This is a genomic window from Streptomyces sp. NPDC045026 (genome assembly GCF_056432625.1).
In genome coordinates, this window is the sequence record NZ_JBWKIS010000048.1 from 21,149 (window position 1) to 39,092 (window position 17,944).

Below are 17,944 nucleotides of genomic sequence, written 5' to 3' on the forward strand. Positions count from 1 at the left end.
GGTTCTCGTCGTCAATCACGCTCTTGCCGTGTTTTCCGAGGTCAAAGACCGATCGACTACATGATCGTAAGTAGTCGAGATAGAATACTTGTAGATTCTTCTGGCGGTTATCTTCGATGTTTAGAAACGCATCACTGACGGGCGCGAGCGTTCTGTTCTCGAAAGTAAGCTCCGTGGGCTCGCCGTCTACATAGGTGAAATGCCAGTCGACTCGTCCGGCTGCCAGTCGGTCGGAACTTTCGGCGTCTGATTTCTGGTCGTAGTATGTGATCAGAGAAATGACGAGAGCGGGAATTGCGATTAGCGCTGTAATTACCGTAGAAGCCGTGTTCGCCCACCGATGGCGGCTCTCGGGATCCTCGGCAGCAGTCCCCCGGGGGCGGAGTGTCCTCGCTGCGGAAAGGTGAGTTCGAGGACCGCTCCGCCTGGTAATGCGCGTTCGGGAGTTTCGCGATGCAACCATGCGCACATCTGTAGCTCACCCTGGATGCGGCTATGCGCTGATTCGCTAACAGCAAAAGCAGGCAGCAAGGTTCAGGCTAGAGGGAAGCTCCCGACCGGATCCGGGGCGGCGGCGCCGGTCTCGGCGAGGATCGCCGCAGTCTCGGCCTGCACGGCGGTGTCGTCCCACTCGGGATGCAGGATCTTGACCTTCGTCGCAGTCGACACGGCCCCGGCCCGGTTGAGCAGGTCGAGGGTGGTCGCGGTCTGCTGCTCCGACTCCGCCACGCCGTCGCCGAACTCGACGCTTGGCCGCTCGGGCGTGATCCGGCTCCCGAACTGCGTGACGTCGAGCTGCAACAGGACATGCAGCATGTCGGCGAGGCCATGGCGCCAGTACCCGGCCTTCTTCTTCCGGGTCACCATGCTGCGTTGGTCGCGGCTGTCGACCTCGGTCGCGGTGATGGCCTGACCCTGCCCGTCGAGGCCGAACGACTGGGGCGAGTAGCCGGCCGCCTGCGCGGCCTGCCGCATGATCGCCTCGGCGCTCGCGCGGTGCTCCTCCACCCGAATAGCGAACTGAGCAAGGGTGATGCCAGCGCCCTCGGTCGGCGGGATCTTCAACGACTGCCAGACCTCGCGGTCCTCGTCGAACGACGCTCCGCCGCCGGGGCCCTCGCTGCGCAGATACCCGTCAGGGATGATCAGACGCCCGCGGGCGAGGCGGATGTCGCGCATCCAACTGGTCCACGTCTCGTCGAGCGCGTCGAACAGGTCATGGATGGGGGCGGCGTAGTCGCTGCGCCCGACCGGGGATCCACGGTGCAGCCGGTTGGGCAGCATGTTCGGTACGTACGCGGCCGTGAGATCGCGGATGCCGGTGGTAATCGACTGGCCGTCGCCGTCGGTGTCGAGCGAGTCGACCAGGTCCGCGGTTTCGGGGTGCTCGGTGAGCGGCACGGCGCGGCCGAGGTTGTCGCCGGTGCCCTGGTAGAGGGCGTGGACGATGCGGCCGCTCTCGTGGCGCTCCAGGTGGCGCATCACGGCCTGTTCGGTGCTGCCCGGCAGCTCGCGCCAGAACGTGACGGCGCGGAGCATCCCGAACCGGAACTCGGGGATGGCTGCGTCGGGCTGCACGACGGTCAACAGGGGCCGGTCGGCGAGCTCGCGGTCCCACGTGGCGCGCAGGAACACGCCGCTGAGCGCGGCGGCCTGCTCGGCGGCTCCGAGGAACACCTGTTGCGCGCGGCCCTCGTCGAGGATCTGGTCGAGCCGCTCCTGTGCGACGGCGTCCTCGACGGTGATCGCGGGCATGTCGGCGAACAGGAGATCAGCCGAGGTCGAGGCGATGTCGCCGGGAAGAGGGACATGCAGCCGGTGTTCACGGCGGCCGGCCTGCTGCTCGGAGCGCCGTCCCCACAGCTTGCGGCGCTCGGCGGGACGCGGCGCGTTCTGGTAGATGCGGGCGAGGCGTTGCCGGTCGCCGGAGTACCACGCATCGTCGAGGCGCATCTCGGCGTAGTACGGGGCCCACTCGGGGGGCGGCCACGCGGCGCCGTTCTCAGGCAGTGCCATTGGGGCTCACCTCCTCGGCGTACGGAATGTGGATCGTGGTGGTGAGAGGGGCGTCGCCGCGGGCGATGATGCGGCCCTCGCGGTTACGGACGTACAGGGATGCGCGTACGCCGTCGGCTGCGTCCAACTGGAAGTCCCTTACAAGGGACGGGGACAGGCCGAGGGCGCGGCATGCGTCGCGGGACTGCTCCTTGGTGATGGCGGCCGGGATCTCGGTCATGCGGTCGCCTCCTGTGGGGCGGTCAGTAGGTGGCGCCACTCGTGCGCGGTCGAGTGCACGACGTAGCGCAGGGCGTCGGCGCTGTGGTCGTCGACCTTCAACGGGGCGTCCTCGCCGCGCGCGGTGGCCTTGGGGTCCCATGAATAGCCAGGCAGTTCGGAGAGCAGGCCGTCGCAGGATTCGTGTACGAGTAGTCGGCCGGCGGCGAGCGCGGCGGCAACGGAGCGGATGCCGTCGCGGACGTCGTTGGTGGCGCGGGCGAGGCCGGGGTGTCCGTCCTGCCAAAGCTGCGTGGAGAACGATGCGGCGGACGGGTCGACGAACGACCACTCGGGCGTGATGTCGAGGTCTTGCAGCCATGCGCGGATGGCGGCGCTGTACTGCGCGTCGGTCATCTGCCGGTGCGTGGCGCGGGAGTCGTGGCGCCACTCGGCGCACACGTACAGCCGGTCGTCGACGCCGAGACCGAGCAGGATCGCGCTGGTGGCGTTCGTAGTGCCGTAGTCGATGCCGAGCCAGTGGCGGCACATCTCGGGGAGTTCGGCGACCAGGTGGCGCGCCTCGTCCCACATGTCGTAGACGGCGCCCTCGGCGACGACCCATGCGCCGTCGATCATGCGGCGGCGCCAGAGGCCGACGTACTCGGCGGCGAGGTCGGCGACGTACTCGGGCGAGAGGCTCGGGTTATCGGCGAGCTTGAAATGCCAGGCACGCAGGTTGAGTTCGCCCGCGCGGTCGAGATAGCCGGTCTTCAGCCAGTGCCGCGGGGAGTCGGGGTTCGTGGTTGCGTACAGGCGCGCCCCGGGAACGGAGAGGCGGGCGAGTAGCTGAGTCCAGAACCCTTCCGGCATGAGCGTTGCCTCGTCGACGTACGCGAGTTGCGCGGTGAGGCCACGGAGTCGGCCCTCGGCGCGGGCGTCCGCGGCGCCGATGAGGTGCACGGTGCGGCCGAGGATCGTGGCCGTGGTCGCCCCGCGGGTGTGGACGATGTGGCGGGCGAGCGGCCCGAACAACGCGGCGTCTTGCAGGGGTTCGAGGCAGTTGCGCTCGATCGTCTGGAGCGATCGGCCACAGATGACGATGAGGCCCGATGGCCCCGCGGTGGCGACCGCGATCACGAACGCCAACAGGCTCGCGATCGTCTTCCCGGATCGCACCGACCCGTGCCACAGGTTGATGCGGCGCGTGGCCTGCCCGATGCTTCGGAGCTGCTTGCGAGAGAGGGGTAGGGCGTCGAGGTCGAGCACCGCTCACCCCCCGTCGGCGCCCCCGTCGTCCTGGTCCTCGTCGGCGGCGGCCCGTGTCAGTGCGTCGCCGAGCGCTCCGAGCATCGAACGGACCTGCTCGGCGCCCTCGCCGCCCTCGACGGGCGCGAGCTTCATGGACTTCTCAATCGCGGTTCCGGTCGCGGCGAGGATGGCGCGTTGGTCGCCGAACGTGGGCCGGTCGAGGCGGGTCTCGGACCAGATGTTGTCCTTGCCGCCAAAGGCGCCGATCGTGCATGGCTCCCACAGTTGGGCGCGTAGCTTCTCGGCGTCCTGGTGCAAGTCCTGGGCGAGCTGCGTGCGGCGGGCGGCGAGGTCGATACGGCGCGCCTCGGTGGCGGCGACGACCTCGGGCCCGCGGTCGAATGTGAGGCCGGCCTCGGTGGCGAGCTTGGACACGGTCGACGGTGAGCGGCCCATCTTGCGGGCGATGTCGTTCCGGGTCATGCCCTTGGCGTGCAGGCGGCGCACCGCGGCGCGGTCTCTGTCAGTGATGGGGCGCGCCATTGGGTGTCACCTCCTGCACGGGCATGAGAACGGCCCGGCAACCACTGGGGAGGCTGCCGGGCCGTTCGGTCTTGGGGGTGTCAGAACTTGGGGCACAGGTTCGCGTGTACGGCCTCGACGATCTGCGCGGCCTTGGCCTTGCCGAACCCTTCAGGGTGGTTGGGCGAGGTGAACCGGAGCTCGGCCATGTCCGCCTGCTTTGCCTTGTCCTTGGGGAAGTTGTGGATCATTGAGCACTGGTTGCGCCCGCGGCTTACGGCCTTGTCCTGCTTGCCGTGAACGATGTCCGGGTCGATGCCAGTGAGGGCCCGGATGTACTTGGCCTGCGTGGCGGCGTCCGGCTTCGGCGGGATGCCGGCCGCGGCCTCGGCGTCCGCCACGGCCTTGGACTGATTGGCGGTCGGCGTCTTCGCGGGGGCGGCGTCACCGCTGCCGCTGCTGGCGGTGCTGGTGCACGCGGTGAGCGCGGCGGCCAGTGCGAGGGCGGTAAGGGCGGTGGCGGCGGTGCGGTGCTTCACAGGTCTCCCCGAGCAGGTAGCTACTTACGGGGGTGTGACTGGTGAGGTGGCGTGAAGGTTGTGCTCCCACCGTGAAGGTGTCTGATTCCGGGCATGCCGGGGACGGCCCGATTAGATCACGGAATGATAACGGCCCGCAATGCGGGCGCGGGGGCCCGCGCGTCCGGTCGAACGGCGCGGGCTCCCATCGGGCGGCTACGCGTCAGCGAGGGCGTGGCGGCGCTGCTGGGCGGCGCGCCATGCGGCGCGGGCTTGGTCGGCGGCGGCGCGGATCATGTGCGCCAGTGGCGCGGGGAGTTGTCCGGTGCGCGAGCTGATCAACATGTTCAGGTCTTGGATCAGCTCCGGCGCAAGGTCGTGTACTAGGCGCGGCGCGGGGGTTGCGCCGCTGGTCGGGGCGGGTGGCGCAGGGTCCGGCGCGGCTGGCGCCTCGGTGGCGCTGAGGTCGCGGCGCACGGTGTCTTTCCCGATGTCGAGGCGGCGCGCAATGGCGCGGTTGGAGTGGCCTTCGTCGGCGAGCTGTCGCACCTTGGCGCGCCGGGTGGCGCGGTCTGTGACGCCGGTAGTGTTGGTGGTGGCCATGGTCGGGTTTGCTCCGATCGTGGTTGGTCGGGCCCGTACGGCGGTGAGGTCGCCGAATCGGGCCCGTTTTGCTGTCTGGGCTATGCGAACAGGGCGCCCTGTTCCGCAGGGAGCTCGAACAGGGTGGGGTCGGTGGCGTGCTGGCCGAGCCAGTCCGAGCGCCACGTCGACGCGGCCTCGGCGGTGGCGGTGGCGTCCTCGCGGTGCTGCTCGGCGACGGCGGCGGCCTCGGTCCGGTCGAGCGCTTCGGCCTTGACGCAGCGCGCGCACATTTTCCAGCCGGTGGCGGTGGCGAAGGTGCCGTTGCGGGCTCCGGCGGGCTTGCCGCAGTACAGGTCGCGGGTGCCGGGCCGACGGTAGTGACCGGTGACCTTGCGAGCGGCGCCTCGGATGGCATACGTATCCATGTGTTTCCCCTGCTCATGGGTGGCTTGCCACCCGGAGCATGGCACACCTTTTGACGGGGTGGCAAGCCACCCGACAGAATCGGACCATGGCCAACATGCACAAGCACAAGCAACGCGTAGTGCGCGGTATCCCCGATGAGCTGGTCGAGGCATTCGACGCCGCGGCGCGAGAGGCCGGCAGCGACCGTTCCGCGATGACGCGGAAACTCTGGGAGTGGTACGCCGGTTGGCCCGGGGCAGAGCTGCCCGAGCGGCCCGGCAAGGCATGAGAAAGGGGTGTCCTCTCTCAGGTGGGTCCGGGCAGGGGGATGCACTGATCTGCGGTGCCTGGAGTTGAGTGAGACGGGAAGGCGAAACTCGTCTCACGCAACTCCGGGCAGGCGGGCCGCGCTTCGGGTCCGACGGGGGATGGCCGCTGAACGCCAGACAAGAGAGAATCTCCGCGACATGTATTCAAGAGCTCGCGGAGGGTTCCGTGCTGATCAGAGTTGCCCGGCCGGACGAGGCCGGGGTGCTGACCGAACTGGCGATCCGCTCAAAAGCTCATTGGGGGTATGACGAAACCTTTCTTGCCATATGCCGAGCCGAGTTGACCCTTCAGCCCGGTGACGTTGAACAGCGGCGGACTGCTGTGGCGGAACGTGAGGGACACGTCGTTGGGTTCGTCACCGTCGAGGGCGATCCACCGGATGGGGAGTTGGGCATGCTGTTCGTTGACCCGCCGGTCATCGGCAGTGGCGTGGGACGCCTTCTGTTCGAGCATGCGCTGGCCATAGCCCGTGATCTGCAGTTCAAGCGGTTGAAGTTTGAGGCCGACCCGAACGCTGAATCTTTCTATCGCGCCATGGGGGCCACACGCATCGGGATGGTGCCTTCTGGCTCCGTCGCGGGCAGGTCGCTTCCGTTGATGGCCATCAAACCGGAGAAGACCGGGACTCCCCACTAAATGCCCGGAGTTGACTGAGACGTCATCTCGAATGCCCGGAGATCTCCGAGGCTGCCCGGACATCACAGAGGCAGGACAAGGCGCGCCGGTCAACTTCCGGTGCCCCGCAGCCTGTCGGGCTACTCCTCGTCCGAGGCGTCTTTCCGGCGGTGGGCGTCGAGCGCGGTCCACAGGCCGACCAGGTCGGAGCCCCGCCATACGCGCCGGCCTCGGGCCAGAAGGACGGGCGCCCGGCACGCCTCGCCGGTTGAGCAGGACACGGACGGGGCGCCCCCGGACTGGGTAAGGCCGGTGAGCGTTCCTCGGCACCACGGGCACGGGTCGGCGAGGGTGGTGGTGTGTCCGTCACGGCTGAGGGCGCGCTCGACACGGGCGCGGGCCCGGCGGGCGACGGTGGCGAGGTCGTCGAGGACGCCGAGCGGGAGGGGATCAAACAGGTCGCCCGCGGGCTCGTCGAGGGTGCGGCCCTCAAGCCAGACCGCGGCCCAATGCAGGCCGTACGCGCGGGAGCCGGGGGAGGCGGCCGAGGCGGGCCCGGCGTCACGATGCGTGGGCAAGTGCCACCGTGCGGGGTCGTTGCGGTCGTCGGGGTCGGGCTGGTAGCGGTGGCGGCCGTGCTGCTCGGTACGGACGGTACGAACCGGCCGCTGTACGCGGGCGGCGATGGCGTCGCAGGACTCGAACAGCGCGGCCTCGACGGCGAGGGCGGCGTCGAGCGCGTCGAGGTTGAGCGGTGCGGGGTGCTCGCGCAGTACGAGCGGCGTGCGGCCGATGACGGGCGAGGTGGGCGTCTCCTCGGCGGCGGCCTGGGCGGCGAGCTGGTCGAGGAATCCGGCGCACTCGCGGGGCGGCCACTCGGCGGCCGGCGGGTGCTCGATGGCGGCGAGCAGGTCGCCCCACTGCTCGCGGATGGCGGCGAGGTCGACGGCGGCGCGGCGGCCGATCACCGCGGCGTCAAGGGTGGGCGTGGTCACGGCTGCGGCTCCTCGCGGGTGATGGCACGGAAGTATTCGCCGACTCGCTCGCGGGCCTCGGCCTGGTCGATGCCGGGGCCGATCATCGCGTCAAGCAGGGCGTACATGGGGTGATCGCGGCCGATGGGCTGCGGGGTACGGATGTTGGCGAGCTGCTGCTCGGCTGCCGCGGCTCGTTGCTCGGCCTCGACGATGGCGGCCTCTGCGGCGGCGGTTCGATCGTGGGCGCGCTGTATGGCGGTCTGCTGTCCCCCGACGGTGCGCCGCAGTTCGTCGGACTCGGTGATCTCGACTTCGACGTGCGCGAACAGTAGGCCGGCCTCGGACGGGGTGAGGGGGACGGCGCGGCGGGCGCGGGAGAGTAGGACGAGCAGGGACTCGCGGCGGGTGTCGCGCTCGGCGGCGCGGCGCTTGCGCTCGGCCATGGTGCGGCGGCTCATCGGTGCGCCTTCGATCCGCACCTGCGGCCACAGGTCCAGCAATAGTCAGGATCGCGCTGGTCGTCGGTCACGGCGGGGTGGGCTCCTTGGGTGCGGTCGGCGAGGGTTGAGCAGGTCGGGCACTGGGCGGGGTTGGTGCAGCCGGTGCGGGCGAGGGGCAACAGGTCGCGGTCGGCCTCGGCGCGGGCGCGGCGGGAGCGGGGGCCGGGGTCGCGGCGGCATGCCCACAAGCCGAGGGGAATGCCGGATGCGAGGACGCCGGCCACGGTGGCGAGGGCGGCGGTGGTGCTCATTCGTGCGTCCGGTGGATGCGGTGCGAGGGGGTGAGGGAGCAGCGGCGGCACCGGCGCATGTCTCGCTTGGCCCACGCAGGGCGGACGGTGACGGGGTCGGCAGGGTGCGGCCGCTCCTCCTCGGCGTCGCATCCGGGGCACGAGTCACGCAGGAGGCCATAGCCGTGCGCGCACTCGACGACGGTCGGCGTTGCGGCCTGCTGCGCCTCGGCGTGCTGGCGGGCGAGCGTGCGCACTCGGTGCACGTCGTTACGGCGTACGCGGGTGCCGCTGTGCGAGGTGCACAGGTCGCCGGGAGCCGCTCCGCACGCGTCGCAGGGGGAGGCGAGCGCGGGCATGGCGCGCGCCGGAGTGTCCGCGAGGTTGTGGGGCTGGCTCATGCGGCGGGTCCTCTTCTTCGTACGGAAGTTGACGAGCGTCGTGTACGCGCGGGGCTTCCGCGCGCGGGAGGCGCGGCGTCCGGTCGCGGGCGCGAGGGGGGTTAGAACGGGGGCTCTTGGCTTCCCTGGGTCCATGGGTCGTTTGTGGGCTGCTGCTGGCCGTATCCCTGCTGGCGGGGCTGTTGGGCGCCCTGGGCGTTGCCGTTGGCCTTGGTGACGGTGGCGGTCGCGCGGAGCAGGCTCGGGGCGACCTCGTCGGCCTGGATCTCGTACGACGAGCGCTTGACGCCTTCGCGGTCCTCGTACTGGCGCTGGCCGAGGCGTCCGACGACGATCACGCGCATGCCGCGCTGGACAGATTCGGCGACGTGTTCGGCCTGTTGGCGCCATACGGCCACGCTGAGAAAGAGCGGTTCGCCGTCCTTCCATTCGTTGGTCTGGCGGTCGAACGTGCGGGGCGTCGAGGCCATGCGGAAGTTGCAGACGGCGGCGCCGCCGGGGGTGAATCGCAACTCCGGGTCCGCAACGACGTTGCCGGTCATGGTGATTACGGTTTCGCCGGACATCAGGCGGCCTGCCTTTCGGTGGTGGTGCGGGTGGGGATCGCGGTGACGGTGGCGAGCTGTGGGCGTCTGTTGCCGGTGCAGGCGCGGCACTGTCGCGTGCCGTTGCGGCGCCGGATGGTGTTGGCGTCGTCGAACGGGTGGCCGCGGTGGCAGTGCGTCTGCGCGGCGCGGCGCGCAGCGACGTTCGAGGACGCGAGGACGTTCTCGCGGTGCGTGAGGGCCCGGAGGTGGGCGCCGTTGACGCATGCGCGGTTGCGGCAGTGGTGGTCGACTTCGTGGCCGGCGGGGATGGCGCCATGGGCCTGCGCGTAGGCGTAGCGGTAGGCGCGCTGGTTGCGGCCGTCGAGCCAGAAACGGGCGTACCCGTCGTCGTCGAGGCTGCCGGTCCACAGGCGGCACGGGCCGAGGACTCCGCGGATGAGCGAGACGGGGCCGGCGGTGTTCACCTTTGGCGGCGAATCGCTCGGCTGCGCTGGGGCGGCTCATCGGGATGTACCTCCTGCGGGATGTAGTGCGCCGGGTCCCGCGAAGAGTTCGATGTCTTTCGTGCGGAACATGTTTCTAGCTAGGTAGGAACGTAGTGCACGGGGGGCGGCGCTGGTATTCGGTGGTGCCGCCCCCTTGTCGAGGGGCTACGCGGCTTGCTGGGGGCCTGTCTCGGCGGGGCGTAGGGCGATGTCCCATCCGGCGTCTTCGAGGGCTCTGGTGATCCGTACGGCGGTGTGTCCGGGCCGGTTGGTGAGCTCGGCGAGGTGGGCGTCTTCGAGGGTGGCGCGAATGACGGCGAGGGCGGCGGCGGGGATCACGCGGTCTGCCCCTGCCGGGAGTTGTGATCGGCGGTGGCCTGCTCGATACGGGTCGGGTGTGGAGTGGCGCGGAGCTTGGCGCGGTTCTTCCCGCGGCGGCACTGGTCGCCGACGGCGGCCCGGCAGTGACCGCACGACACGTCGAGCGGGTCGGGCTGGTCGTGCTCGGCGAGGGACTCGCGTTCGGCACGCAGACGCCGGTACGGGGCGAGCTCGTCAGCGACGGTGCGGGGCAGGTAGGTGCCGAGGGCGGCGAGGCGTTCGGCGGCGACTTGCTCGCGCTCCTCGCGGGACGTTCCGGCCGGCAGGGCGAGCGGCTCGGCGCCCTCGGCGAACCCAACGCCCTGGGCGGCGGTCTGTCCGGGGATGCGGCCCGAGGCGACGGCGTCGAGGACGGCGCGGCGACGGGCGATCGATTGGGCGCCGGTCTCGCCGGGCACTCCAACGTCGAACACGTTGGCCGTGGCGAGGCGTTGGGAGCGGATGGCGGCGCGCTGGTGGCGGACGTGGGCGGGGGTGAGCCACTTGTCGGTTTCGGCGTAGTGGCGGGCGACGGCGGCGCGGGTGTCGTCGTCGAGGGGGGTCGAGTTGAGGGCGGCGGCCCATGCGCGGGCGTCTGCCTCGCCGACGGTGCGGCGGTCGAAAGCGGCGGCGAGGGTCAACAGCTCGGCGGCGTCGGCGGGGGTCACTGGGCGGCCTCCTGGGCGCGCAGACGCGCGGCGAGGCTCATGCCCTCGGCGACGCGCTGATCGGTGGTCGAGGGGCGTGCGGCGCCGATCGGGACGACGTTCCCGCCTACGGCCGGGCGGGCGGCCTGGAGGCGCAGGGTGTCGTACTTCTCGCGCAGCTTCGGCAGGGACAGCACGTTGGAGCGCCAAAAGTCCGAGTCCTGGCTCCAGTCGATGGCGTGGTGTACCTGGTCCTCGGTGCGGCCGTCCTTGTCGAGCAAGAGGCGGGCCGCGGTGCGCCACGTCTTCGTGATCACGGGCCGCTTGGAGCCGTTGGCCTCGACGCGGTCGGCGAGGTGCGCGCAGATGCGCTCGACGTCTTCACGGATGAGCTCGGACTCGGGCGCCGGGTCGGGGTCTCGCGGAGCGAGGTCCGACGACGAATCCCTGTTCCCTGTTCCCTGTTCCTTTCCCTGTTCCCTGTTCCTTTCCGGGCGTGAGTCCTCACTGAGTTGTGCGTGAGTCCGCGCGGAGTCGTCATCACTGCTGGTCAGGGGCTCATCGGGGGCCGTTTCGCCCTGGTCGGGGGCAGGGAGCTTGCTCGGGGTCGGCCTGTTGATGCGCTGGTGTTCCCGCCACCCGTTCACGGCCAAAAACGGCTTCCGATTGAGGGTGTAGCGAGTGATCAGTGAGGACTCAGTGAGTGCTCGCAGATCCGTTTCGACGTCCGCGGCGGTGCGGTCGTCGAGCGGCCACACGGCGGCCTTGATGAGCCGTGCGTCGTCGACCGCGCGGCCCTCGTCGTCGCAATGCGTCCACAGGCCGATGAACGTGAGCCGCTGCTCGACGCTGAGGTCGGCGATGGTGAGAGACGTAAAGAACTCGGGCTTGATGGTGCGGATGCGGGCCATGGGCCGGGGCTCCGATCGTGCAGGGGTGGCTAGTTGGCGCGGTGCGTCTTGGCCGGCTGGTGCTCGTCGCATCGCGGGCCGCACGGATAGGGCCGGGCGGGGACGTCTCCGCACTGGGGGTTGCCGTATTCGCACACGACCGGGGGCCGGTCGAGGCGTGCGCGGGCCGGTGTCATGCGGCGGCCTTCCGGGCGCGCTTGGCGTCCTCGCGGCAGGTGCCGCAGTAGGGGCGGCCGTTGGGGAGGTAGCGGCGGTGCGTGGCGGCCTCGTGGCCGCGGGTGCACTCGGTGAGGTGCGAGGTGATGCCGACGACGGCAGCGAGCAGGGAGCGCACGCGGGTCCGGCCCGGCTCGTCTTCGAGGTGCTCGGGGGCGACGCATCCGGGGTGCTCGCATTCGGGCATCACGTATCCCTCGGGGGCGCGGCCGGTGCGGATCCGGAACGCGACCGAGCGGGCGGTGTAGGTCCGTTCCCGGTGCGTGAACACGGGGGTTCCGTTGATCTTGTGGAGGCGGCCGGTCCATTCGAGGTGCCCGCCCTCGACGGGCCGCGTGTAGGTTGCCCACTTCTCGTCGATGGTGAGCGGGGACCGGTTGTAGGCCGGGGGCTTCGGGGCCGGCGGAAGTCCGAGGCTGGCGCGGTGACGGGCGGCGGTCTGCTTGTCGATGCCGAGCGCGCGGGCGGCGGCGATGTTCGTGGCGCCGTCACGGAGCATGGTGGCGAGCTGGTCGCGGGTGGCGGGGGCGAGCATGTTCTCTCCGGAATGGGGGCCCGCCCCGACGGGCGGGGCGGGCGGTACGGCTACGTACGGGGCGAGGCGGCGCCAGTCACTCGGCGGGGGCGAGGGCGGGCAGGATGATCGGAGCGAGCTCCCCGCGGCGCCACGCCTCGGCGACCAGGTCGCGGCCGTCCTGGGGGCGGGCCTTCGTCTTGCGCGCGAAGGTCATCGAGTGGGAGCGGGACCGGGTCGGCTTGATCTCGACTCCGGGCACGTCGTGCATCTCGCCCGTGTCGGCGTCGACGATCCGTGCGGCGCCCGCGGCGGTCATTTCGCCGAGGATCTTTGCGGTGAACGTCGCCCGTACGGACCGCACAAGCTGCGTGATCGCTTCGGACGGGTACGCCTCACGCACCCATGCGGTGAACGCGTCCTCGTCGGTGATCTGTGCGGTGGGCTCGCCCCCGGTGAGGCTGACGCTGCCCACCTTCGTACCGTCCGGGAGGGTGGCGTCGAACTTCGTTCCGCCGGTGGTCTTCTGCTGCTTGTCGAGCAGGTCTTGTACCTCGGTGCGGGCGGTGGCGAGCTCGTCTTTGATCTGGTCGAAAAGAGCCTTCAGCACGGCCTCGCGGGTCGTGGCGGCCTTGACGGCTTCCGGGTTCACGGCGGGCGCGGTGGTCTGGTCAGTGGTCATGCGGCAGCGCTCCGGGCGACGTCGAGCAGGTCGTCGCGCATGCTGCGGAGCTGGGCGACGGCGGCGGCCTGCGGGGTGGTGGCGTACTTGCTGAAGAGCAGGGCGTCGGCCTCGGCGCGGTCGACGCATCCGGCGGCGCGGGCCGCGTCGTACATCTCGCCGAGGGCGGCGGCGTGCTCCTGGTCCTGCTCGGCGGCAGCCGGGGCCTGCTGCTTCGGCTTCTGTGCGGCGGCACGCTTCTTCGCGTCGACGGCGTCGAGCTTGGCGAGGTATTCCTCGGGGGCGCCCGCGGTCGCGGCCTCGGCGCGCACCTTGGCGAACGCCTCGGGAGAGTTCGCCTGCTCCGCCTCGGTGAGGTAGTCGCGGCGCTGCGCCTGCTGGGGGGCGGGCTGCTGCTCCGACGGTCCGGCCTCGGCGCGGGTGCGGCGCGGCTGCTGCTGGCGCTGCTGCCCGCGCTTGCGCTGCTGCTGCTCGGCGCGGTGCTCGGGGGTCGGCTCCGGGTGGTGGCGGTCGCCGTCGTCGATGCTGCGGCCGTCCACGGGCAGCATGAACAGGGTGAACAACAGGTACTTAAGCGCCGCGCTCTGGGCCTTGTTGGTGCCCTTGTCGGCGAAGTCGGACGCCTCGCCCGGCACGTCGGCAACGAGGCAGTCTCCCGCGGGCCCGTAGATGCGGTACCGCATCGTGATCACGACGTGTGTCATCTTCTCGCCGCGGCGTTCCTGCCGGTGCTCGACGATCGTCGGCAGGATGAATACGCCGTGCGTCCGCATCGGGCCGGCCATCGCAGACATGACGTCGTCGATGCCGCGGAAGGCGTAGTTCTGCTGCTGGTTCCGCTGGTTTTTGGCGACGGGCATGGCGTCGCGCATCACGCCATTGATCGCGGTGAACACGCGGGGCGCATCGGTGGGGGCGCCCTCCGGAGCGGGCACGTAGATCACTTCCGGCGTGCCCGCGAGGGCCGGGGCGGCGGAGTGCAGGGGGGTGACGGTCATGGGCGCGGGCTCCGGTTCATGCTGAGGCGGATGGTGGCGGCGAGGCGGGTAAGGCGGGTGCCGAGGGTGATCGCGTCGTCCGGCGTGAGCTGCTCGTCGAGGTGGTCGGCGGCCTCGACCTCGGCGAGCAGGGCGTCGCGCGTGGCGTCGGCCTCGGCGGCGCGCATGGCGCGTCCGTAGTCGGTGCTGTCCTCGCTGCAAACCGCGTAGTCGAGGGCGAGGACCGATGCGGCGTGCCGGTCGAGCAGGGCGCCGATGTCCTGGGGTCGGTCGGCGTAGATGAGGGCGAGCTCGTCGAGCAGGGGCGCGACGTGGTCGGCGATCGGCAGACGGACAGCCGTGCCGTCGACGGTGAGCTGTGGGCGGATCACTGGTGGGCCTCCGATGCGGGGCCGAGCTCGGCCGGTCCGGTGGGAGTGGCGAGGGGGTAGAGGCGGCCGGTGCGCACGTCGTAGCGGTGCTGGCGCTGCCAGTCGGCGCCGCTGAACTGGGCGCGCAGCACGTCGCGGGCGGCGCGATGGGCGGCGAGGGTGCCCACGGGGCGGCCGTCGACGTCCGCGATGAGGACGACGGTGGCCATGCGGGGCGTGCCGGTGCGGTCCGTCCATACGGGCGTGAGGCGGACGGTGGCGGCCTCGGGGGCGAGGCGGTGCAGGGTGCGGGCGATGCGCACCGTGCGGACGGCGAGGGCGACGCGCGGGGCGCGGCGGGAGGTACTGTCGGGGTTCACGTCCAATTCCCTTCTGTGGTGGGCGTGCTGGGCCGTTCCGGGCGCAATCCGGGGCGGCCCGTTTGCGTGTCAGGCCGCGGCGCGGTCGACGGCGGGTGCCTGGGCGGCGCGTTGCTGGCGTTCGAGGCGGCGCAAATGCAGCTCGACTTCGGGGGCGAGTCGGCCGGCGGCGCGGTCCTGGTCGCGGCGGGCGCGGGCGGCGTCGAGAACTTGGCGGGCGTTGGCGAGTGCCTGCTCGCGGGGGATGACGTGGCCGGTCATGCGGCGACCTGGTCGGGCTCGGGGATGAGCAGGGCGGCGGCGGGGATTCCGTAGGTGGCCTGTACGGCGGCGACAGTTTCGGGGCCGGGCTTGCCGCGTCCGGTCCACAGGCGCCAGGCGACCATCGGGCCGAGGTTCAGCTCGCGGGCGACGGCTGCGGGCCGGTTGTGGCCGTTGGCCGTGGCGACGTTGCGCAAGAGGGTGCGGTCGTACTGCACGGGCATGGTTCGTTCCTTCCGAGCGCGGTTCCTGTTGTCTCGTGCTCGATAGGAACGTATCACGTTCGTCTCTCGCGAGGAACGATGACGTTGTGTGCAGGGTATGTGAGCTGCGTCTTCGCGGGATGTGCACATTCCGCTTTGGAGAGTGTTCGAATTACTCGCCAGTAAAGGCCCTGGCTAGCGCGTGTTAGAAGTTGCGTATTCGAATGGAACGGGTCTAACGTCCAGTCAGCGGTCATGTGCAGGGGGCACATACCAAGGGGGGTCACGCATGCCGGAATCACTTGTTCCTAGCGCGATACGTATCTCGCGCGCGATACAGTGCGGCCATGACACCGAGACCGGACCGACCTCGCCTGCCCTTTGGCGACTGGCTCGCAGGCGAAATGAAGCGCCGCGGATACGACACGGACGGCCGAGGGGAACAGGCCCGATTCGCACGAGACGCCAGCCTCTCGCCCGCGATCGTGTCCCGACTGCTCCTCAGTAAGTCAGACCCCGACGTCAAGACAGCGGGAAAGCTCGCCGAAATCCTCGGCTACAGAACCACCCGCGTACTTGCCGCCGCCGGCCTCATCGAAGACGAGACCGACGCTTCCCCCACAGCGCCCCAACGCACCCTGACCCAACGAGAGCACCTCCGCGCCCTCGTCGGCGATGACCCGACGGCCCAAGACGCCGTCATCGCTGTACTGCGCGCCCTCGGGAAGTGGGCGCCCTAACCCGTTGAGAGGTCCGATACATGTCCAGACGCGCCGCCACGCTTCTCGTCACCATCACCGCTGCGCTCACGATCATCGTCGGACTCGCAATGCAGCACACCGCTGTTGCACTCAACGCCACGAACAGCACGCCGCACCTGATGGGCCTCGCCCTCACCACCCTTGGCGTCCTCGCCACCGCCGCGACCGCGCCGCTCCTGATCACGGAGTTCCGCACCGCCGCCCACGACGACGCGTACCTCACCTACTGGCGACACAAGGACCAAGATGCCTGCCTCGCCCGCGGAGACACCGCGGAAGTCCTCCCGCTCGACACGCGCGACCGCCGCGCCCACTAGCTACTTACCGACACCGAAACAGGCCCCGGCAGCAACACACCGCGCCGGGGCCGATCTGTAACCACACCGAGGGGAACGAATGCTGCCCAGACCAACAGAACGCAACGGCGAACCCGAGCCGTTCATCGGGTACATCCGCGTCAGCACATGGCGAGAGGAGAAGATCAGCCCCGAAATCCAGCGCCACGCCATCGAGGAGTGGGCCCGCCGCAACGGAAAGCGCATCGTCGATTGGGTCCCCGACCTCGACGCCAGCGGCCGCAACTTCCATCGCAAGATCATGCGAGCCATCGAGATTGTCGAGGCCGGCAAGGCCCGAGGTATCGCCGTATGGCGCTACTCCCGCTTCGGCCGCGACCGCGTCGGCAACGCCGTCAACCTCGCCCGCGTCGAGAACGTCGGCGGCCGACTGGAGTCCGCCACCGAACCCATCGACGCCGCAACGGCCATCGGCCGGTTCCAGCGCGGCATGATGCTCGAATTCGCGGCGTTCGAGTCCGACCGCATCGGCGAGCAGTGGAAGGAGATTCACGCCCACAGGCTCGGCCTACTGCTGCCGTCAGGTGGACGTAAGCGGTTCGGATACGACTGGTACCCGAGGCGCGTGCCGGACCCGAACGAGCCGACCGGCTACCGCCTTCAAGTCGAGCGGTACGAGCCCCGCGCCGAGGAAGCGGCGGCCCTCGCGTACTGCTACCACTCGTATATATACGGAACCGGGTTCGTAGACCTCGCCCGCTACCTCAACGAGCAGGGGTTCAGGACCACCCGAGGGCACGCCTGGAAGCAAGACACCCTCTTGCGGTTCATGGACTCCGGCTTTGCCGCGGGATACCTCCAAGTCCGGGACGCGTGCGACTGCCCCAAGAGCCGTGCGTCCTCGTGCCGTCACTGGCGACGCTTCCGCGGCGCTCACGACGCCGTGATCAACTTCGATCTTCCCAACCGGGACGACACCGAAGAGATGTGGGAGGAGTACCAGGATCGCCGACAGTCAAAAGCCAAGATGCCGCCCCGTGAACGCTCTGCCTCGTACGACACCACCGGTCTCGTGCGATGCGTCCGGTGCCGCGGCGCCATGTCGGGGCGACCCAAGCCAGGCGCCGTCTACTGGCGGTGCGCAAAGGCAGATGGCGGAGGCGACTGCGAGGGCGTCACCGCGACACATTCCGACCTACTCGCCGAGGTGCGCCGGTTCCTCATGCAGGTCGCAAACGGTGTCGACGAAGCACCAGCGACACCGATCATCGCGCCGCCGCAGACCGGCGACGTCGAGCCGGCCGAGAACCGCGCCGAGCTCACCATCGAACTCACCAAGCTCGACGGGGCACTTACGCGACTCGTCACCGACTACGCGCTCAACCCGGACAGATATCCGGCCCAGGCGTACGACGCAGCGCGCGGCAACCTCGAACGCGACCGGAACGCGGTCGCCGACAAGCTGGAGAAGATCAAGGAGAAGGAAGAGGAGGTGAAACCCCGCCTGGACGACTTCCGCCCCCTTGTGGTGGGGTTGCTGCCCGAGTGGCACACGTTCAGCACCGTGGAGCGGAACCTGTTCCTTCGGAAGCTCATCCGGCACATCCTCGTGTCGCCGCGGCCGTCGCGCTTCGAGACCCGAGCGCGCGTCGTGCCGGTGTGGGAGGACGAGGCGACCGTGTGGGACGCCGACGACAAGAGCACAGCGAGCGCGGTAGTACCAGGCGATCCCAGCGAGCATGAGCCGACTGCCCATACAGCGGACATGCTCGACGGCATCGCCT

Annotated in this window: 28 protein-coding genes; 5 read left to right on the forward strand and 23 right to left on the reverse strand. The window is 70.0% G+C overall.

Annotation, left to right across the window (positions count from 1 at the left end):
- Positions 1-534: 534 nt before the first annotated feature.
- The 7 genes from AC07EJ_RS44710 to AC07EJ_RS44740 all read right to left on the reverse strand — a co-directional run bounded on the left by AC07EJ_RS44710 (position 535) and on the right by AC07EJ_RS44740 (position 5,515).
- Entirely contained in the window at positions 535-2,016 is a 1,482-nt protein-coding gene (locus AC07EJ_RS44710; RefSeq protein WP_478886406.1) for a phage portal protein, read from the reverse strand.
- Positions 2,003-2,236: a hypothetical protein gene (locus tag AC07EJ_RS44715; protein ID WP_478886407.1), complete on the reverse strand. Its 234-nt coding sequence runs from the start codon at positions 2,234-2,236 to the stop codon at positions 2,003-2,005. The genes AC07EJ_RS44710 and AC07EJ_RS44715 overlap by 14 nt, the downstream gene beginning before the upstream one ends.
- Entirely contained in the window at positions 2,233-3,483 is a 1,251-nt protein-coding gene (locus AC07EJ_RS44720) for a PBSX family phage terminase large subunit (protein WP_478886408.1), read from the reverse strand. Before AC07EJ_RS44720 ends, AC07EJ_RS44715 begins: the two co-directional genes overlap by 4 nt.
- Positions 3,484-3,486: 3 nt before the next feature.
- On the reverse strand, positions 3,487-4,008 hold the full coding sequence (locus AC07EJ_RS44725) for a helix-turn-helix domain-containing protein (RefSeq protein WP_478886409.1): 522 nt from the start codon (positions 4,006-4,008) through the stop codon (positions 3,487-3,489).
- A gap of 80 nt (positions 4,009-4,088) precedes the next feature.
- The gene (locus AC07EJ_RS44730; protein ID WP_478886410.1) at positions 4,089-4,526 is read right to left on the reverse strand and encodes a hypothetical protein; all 438 of its coding nucleotides are present in this window, start codon (positions 4,524-4,526) and stop codon (positions 4,089-4,091) included.
- A gap of 195 nt (positions 4,527-4,721) precedes the next feature.
- Positions 4,722-5,108, reverse strand: a complete 387-nt coding sequence (locus AC07EJ_RS44735; RefSeq protein ID WP_478886411.1) for a hypothetical protein — start codon at positions 5,106-5,108, stop codon at positions 4,722-4,724.
- A gap of 80 nt (positions 5,109-5,188) precedes the next feature.
- Positions 5,189-5,515: a hypothetical protein gene (locus tag AC07EJ_RS44740; RefSeq protein ID WP_478886412.1), complete on the reverse strand. Its 327-nt coding sequence runs from the start codon at positions 5,513-5,515 to the stop codon at positions 5,189-5,191.
- An 86-nt stretch (positions 5,516-5,601) separates the two neighbouring features.
- Here AC07EJ_RS44740 and AC07EJ_RS44745 point away from each other — a divergent pair, with 86 nt between their 5' ends.
- A complete protein-coding gene (locus tag AC07EJ_RS44745; RefSeq protein WP_478886413.1) occupies positions 5,602-5,784 on the forward strand; it encodes a hypothetical protein in 183 nt (60 codons plus the stop codon).
- 206 nt (positions 5,785-5,990) lie between these two features.
- Positions 5,991-6,461: a GNAT family N-acetyltransferase gene (locus AC07EJ_RS44750; RefSeq protein ID WP_478886414.1), complete on the forward strand. Its 471-nt coding sequence runs from the start codon at positions 5,991-5,993 to the stop codon at positions 6,459-6,461.
- 119 nt (positions 6,462-6,580) lie between these two features.
- Here AC07EJ_RS44750 and AC07EJ_RS44755 read toward each other — a convergent pair whose 3' ends face one another.
- The 16 genes from AC07EJ_RS44755 to AC07EJ_RS44830 form a co-directional block, all read right to left on the reverse strand.
- The gene (locus tag AC07EJ_RS44755; protein WP_478886415.1) at positions 6,581-7,435 is read right to left on the reverse strand and encodes a hypothetical protein; all 855 of its coding nucleotides are present in this window, start codon (positions 7,433-7,435) and stop codon (positions 6,581-6,583) included.
- Positions 7,432-7,875, reverse strand: coding sequence for a hypothetical protein (locus AC07EJ_RS44760; RefSeq protein ID WP_478886416.1), 444 nt, complete (start codon positions 7,873-7,875; stop codon positions 7,432-7,434). Before AC07EJ_RS44760 ends, AC07EJ_RS44755 begins: the two co-directional genes overlap by 4 nt.
- Positions 7,872-8,168, reverse strand: coding sequence for a hypothetical protein (locus AC07EJ_RS44765; RefSeq protein WP_478886417.1), 297 nt, complete (start codon positions 8,166-8,168; stop codon positions 7,872-7,874). Before AC07EJ_RS44765 ends, AC07EJ_RS44760 begins: the two co-directional genes overlap by 4 nt.
- Positions 8,165-8,548, reverse strand: a complete 384-nt coding sequence (locus AC07EJ_RS44770; protein ID WP_478886418.1) for a zinc finger domain-containing protein — start codon at positions 8,546-8,548, stop codon at positions 8,165-8,167. The genes AC07EJ_RS44765 and AC07EJ_RS44770 overlap by 4 nt, the downstream gene beginning before the upstream one ends.
- Positions 8,549-8,649: 101 nt before the next feature.
- Positions 8,650-9,114, reverse strand: coding sequence for a single-stranded DNA-binding protein (locus AC07EJ_RS44775; protein WP_478886419.1), 465 nt, complete (start codon positions 9,112-9,114; stop codon positions 8,650-8,652).
- Entirely contained in the window at positions 9,114-9,560 is a 447-nt protein-coding gene (locus AC07EJ_RS44780) for an HNH endonuclease signature motif containing protein (RefSeq protein ID WP_478886420.1), read from the reverse strand. The genes AC07EJ_RS44775 and AC07EJ_RS44780 overlap by 1 nt, the downstream gene beginning before the upstream one ends.
- A 186-nt stretch (positions 9,561-9,746) precedes the next feature.
- Entirely contained in the window at positions 9,747-9,920 is a 174-nt protein-coding gene (locus AC07EJ_RS44785; RefSeq protein WP_478886421.1) for a hypothetical protein, read from the reverse strand.
- Entirely contained in the window at positions 9,917-10,609 is a 693-nt protein-coding gene (locus AC07EJ_RS44790) for a zinc finger domain-containing protein (RefSeq protein ID WP_478886422.1), read from the reverse strand. The genes AC07EJ_RS44785 and AC07EJ_RS44790 overlap by 4 nt, the downstream gene beginning before the upstream one ends.
- A complete protein-coding gene (locus tag AC07EJ_RS44795) occupies positions 10,606-11,499 on the reverse strand; it encodes a hypothetical protein (protein WP_478886423.1) in 894 nt (297 codons plus the stop codon). The genes AC07EJ_RS44790 and AC07EJ_RS44795 overlap by 4 nt, the downstream gene beginning before the upstream one ends.
- A gap of 172 nt (positions 11,500-11,671) precedes the next feature.
- On the reverse strand, positions 11,672-12,250 hold the full coding sequence (locus tag AC07EJ_RS44800) for a hypothetical protein (RefSeq protein WP_478886424.1): 579 nt from the start codon (positions 12,248-12,250) through the stop codon (positions 11,672-11,674).
- A 76-nt stretch (positions 12,251-12,326) separates the two neighbouring features.
- Positions 12,327-12,911, reverse strand: coding sequence for a hypothetical protein (locus tag AC07EJ_RS44805; RefSeq protein ID WP_478886425.1), 585 nt, complete (start codon positions 12,909-12,911; stop codon positions 12,327-12,329).
- Positions 12,908-13,909 carry an ERF family protein gene (locus AC07EJ_RS44810; protein ID WP_478886426.1) on the reverse strand — a complete coding sequence of 334 codons (1,002 nt, stop codon included), beginning with the start codon at positions 13,907-13,909 and terminating at the stop codon, positions 12,908-12,910. The genes AC07EJ_RS44805 and AC07EJ_RS44810 overlap by 4 nt, the downstream gene beginning before the upstream one ends.
- The gene (locus tag AC07EJ_RS44815) at positions 13,906-14,280 is read right to left on the reverse strand and encodes a hypothetical protein (protein WP_478886427.1); all 375 of its coding nucleotides are present in this window, start codon (positions 14,278-14,280) and stop codon (positions 13,906-13,908) included. Before AC07EJ_RS44815 ends, AC07EJ_RS44810 begins: the two co-directional genes overlap by 4 nt.
- On the reverse strand, positions 14,277-14,639 hold the full coding sequence (locus AC07EJ_RS44820; protein ID WP_478886428.1) for a hypothetical protein: 363 nt from the start codon (positions 14,637-14,639) through the stop codon (positions 14,277-14,279). The genes AC07EJ_RS44815 and AC07EJ_RS44820 overlap by 4 nt, the downstream gene beginning before the upstream one ends.
- Before the next feature lie 69 nt (positions 14,640-14,708).
- Complete coding sequence (locus tag AC07EJ_RS44825; protein ID WP_478886429.1) at positions 14,709-14,900, reverse strand: hypothetical protein; 192 nt, start codon at positions 14,898-14,900, stop codon at positions 14,709-14,711.
- Positions 14,897-15,124 (reverse strand): XRE family transcriptional regulator, encoded by a 228-nt coding sequence (locus tag AC07EJ_RS44830; RefSeq protein ID WP_478886430.1) that lies wholly within the window; start codon positions 15,122-15,124, stop codon positions 14,897-14,899. Before AC07EJ_RS44830 ends, AC07EJ_RS44825 begins: the two co-directional genes overlap by 4 nt.
- Positions 15,125-15,450: 326 nt before the next feature.
- Here AC07EJ_RS44830 and AC07EJ_RS44835 point away from each other — a divergent pair, with 326 nt between their 5' ends.
- The 3 genes from AC07EJ_RS44835 to AC07EJ_RS44845 form a co-directional block, all read left to right on the forward strand.
- Positions 15,451-15,843 (forward strand): hypothetical protein, encoded by a 393-nt coding sequence (locus AC07EJ_RS44835; protein ID WP_478886431.1) that lies wholly within the window; start codon positions 15,451-15,453, stop codon positions 15,841-15,843.
- Positions 15,844-15,863: 20 nt separating this feature from the next.
- A complete protein-coding gene (locus tag AC07EJ_RS44840; RefSeq protein ID WP_478886432.1) occupies positions 15,864-16,181 on the forward strand; it encodes a hypothetical protein in 318 nt (105 codons plus the stop codon).
- A gap of 79 nt (positions 16,182-16,260) precedes the next feature.
- A partial coding sequence (locus AC07EJ_RS44845) for a recombinase family protein (RefSeq protein ID WP_478886433.1) occupies positions 16,261-17,944 on the forward strand: 1,684 nt, incomplete at its 3' end.